Below are 2,045 nucleotides of genomic sequence, written 5' to 3' on the forward strand. Positions count from 1 at the left end.
CCCTCAGGTCCCTCGATGATCCATACACCAAAGATCTCACCTACATCTATAAGCTCGTCGTGATAGCCGTTCTCAGCCTCAAGCTTTTCTACTTCCTTAGGATCACGGATCCTTCCTGGAACAATCCTGTCAACAAGTGTTGAGCAGAAAATGTTGTCATTATTTACCCAGTTCTTAAAGCCGTCCTCAAGCTTCCACTGGTCAATGTACTGATTGACGCACTTAAGGAGCTCTTTTCCGTTGTTATCAATAAGCTCGCAGGAAAGAACTACGATGCCCTTCTTGCCAGCTTTGTATCTTCTGTAAAGAACCTGTGTGAGCTTGCCTGGGAAGCTTGCTGCTGGCTGATCATCAAAATTGCAGGATGGATCATAAGCGATACCAGCCTCAGTTGTGTTAGAAGCGATGATATCAAGATCATCACTCTCAGCGATCTCCATGATCTTGTCATATCCAGCCTTGTCATATGGATTAAGGCAGCAGTCACAGGCTGAGATAACACGCTTAGCGTCTACCTTCTGTCCGTTCTCGCTTCCTCTAAGATACAGTGTGTAAAGACCTTCCTGCTTGTTAACAAGGTCTGTAAGTCCCATTGCGATTGGCTGAACAAGAGCAACCTTGCCGTTAAAACCAGCCTTCTCATTGGCAATATCAAAAAAGTAATCCACAAAGGCACGCATGAAGTTTCCTTCACCAAACTGAAGGACTCTTATAGGTGCATCCTTAAGTACATATCCCTTGTAACCTGACTTCTCAAGAACATCATAGTTTAATAATTCCATCTGTGATCACCCTCCAAATATCTCTTCTCTTATGGAAGCAGAAATGTAACCGCTTACATTTCATCTTCCTAACATGTTTTCCTAATATTTGTTATACCAAATTATGTAAGCGTTTACAAGTGGATTTTTTAAACATTTTTCAGGATAAAAAAAGACGCCCGAAACCATCAGATTTCAAGCGTCCTATAGCTCTTTTTATTAAAAACATATCAAAGCTGATAAAAACCAACCTTCTTGTAAACCTTGCGAAGGGTCTTGTTTGCAATGTAAGAAGCCTTCTCTGCTCCCTCTTTATAGACATTTTCGAGGTAAGCCTTGTCGCCGATAAGGCGCTTAGCCTCTTCTCTGATAGGAGTAAGTGCCTCAACAACTGCCTCTCCTACTGCTGGCTTGAATACGCCATAGCCCTGTCCAGCGAACTCTTTTTCAATCTCCTCAAAGCTCTTGCCTGTAACGGCCCCATAGATATTCATAAGGTTTGCTACGCCTGGCTTGTTCTCCTTGTCATAGCGTACGCAGTTCTCCATGTCAGAGTCTGTTACTGCTCTCTTGAACTTCTTGCGAATGACATCAGGCTCATCCATAAGGAATACACATCCATTAGGATCTGACTTACTCATCTTGTCACCAGGAGTTGTAAGGCCGTAGATCCTTGCGCCAGTCTTGGCAATGTATGGCTCAGGGATACGGAACACGTCGCCGTAGATGTTGTTGAAACGCTCAGCAATGTTTCTTGTAAGCTCAACGTGCTGCTTCTGATCCTCTCCTACTGGTACGTAATGTGGCTGATACAGAAGTATATCTGCAGCCATAAGAGATGGATATGTGAAAAGACCTGCATTGATGTTGTCCTTGTGCTTCTCAGACTTGTCCTTGAACTGAGTCATGCGGGAAAGCTCACCAAACATTGTGTAGCAGTCAAGAACCCATCCAAGCTGAGCATGTGCAGGAACATGGGACTGGAGAAAAAGAGTATTCTTCTCAGGATCAAGTCCGCATGCTATGTAAAGAGCAAGCATCTCAAGAGAACGTCTTCTGAGTTCCTTGGGGTCCTGACGAACTGTTATTGTGTGAAGGTCAGCCATGAAGTAATAGCACTCGAATTCATTGACACGATCTGCCCAGTTCTTGATGGCTCCCAGATAATTACCTAAATGTAAATCTCCACTTGGCTGAATGCCAGAGAGCATTATCTTCTTTTCTGATTCCATACCAAAAAACCTCCGAAAAACCAAATAAATACTAGGTCTAACTATATCAGTA

Annotated in this window: 1 protein-coding gene and 1 pseudogene; both read right to left on the minus strand. The window is 43.4% G+C overall.

What is annotated here, in order from left to right; all coding sequences use genetic code 11:
• Positions 1 to 782 (minus strand): annotated as a pseudogene (locus J6I68_RS07335) (tagaturonate reductase); the annotation flags it as partial.
• Positions 783 to 991: 209 nt separating this feature from the next.
• Entirely contained in the window at positions 992 to 1,993 is a 1,002-nt protein-coding gene (gene trpS / locus J6I68_RS07340) for a tryptophan--tRNA ligase (RefSeq protein WP_292204221.1), read from the minus strand.
• Between the last annotated feature and the right edge of the window lie 52 nt (positions 1,994 to 2,045).

The sequence above is a fragment of the Butyrivibrio sp. genome, from assembly GCF_017940685.1.
Classification (GTDB): Bacteria; Bacillota; Clostridia; order Lachnospirales; family Lachnospiraceae; genus Butyrivibrio.

Excerpts from the sequence above, each read along its gene's own strand:
- trpS (WP_292204221.1), bottom strand. The coding sequence starts at position 1,993 with ATGGAATCAGAAAAGAAGATAATGCTCTCTGGCATTCAGCCAAGTGGA.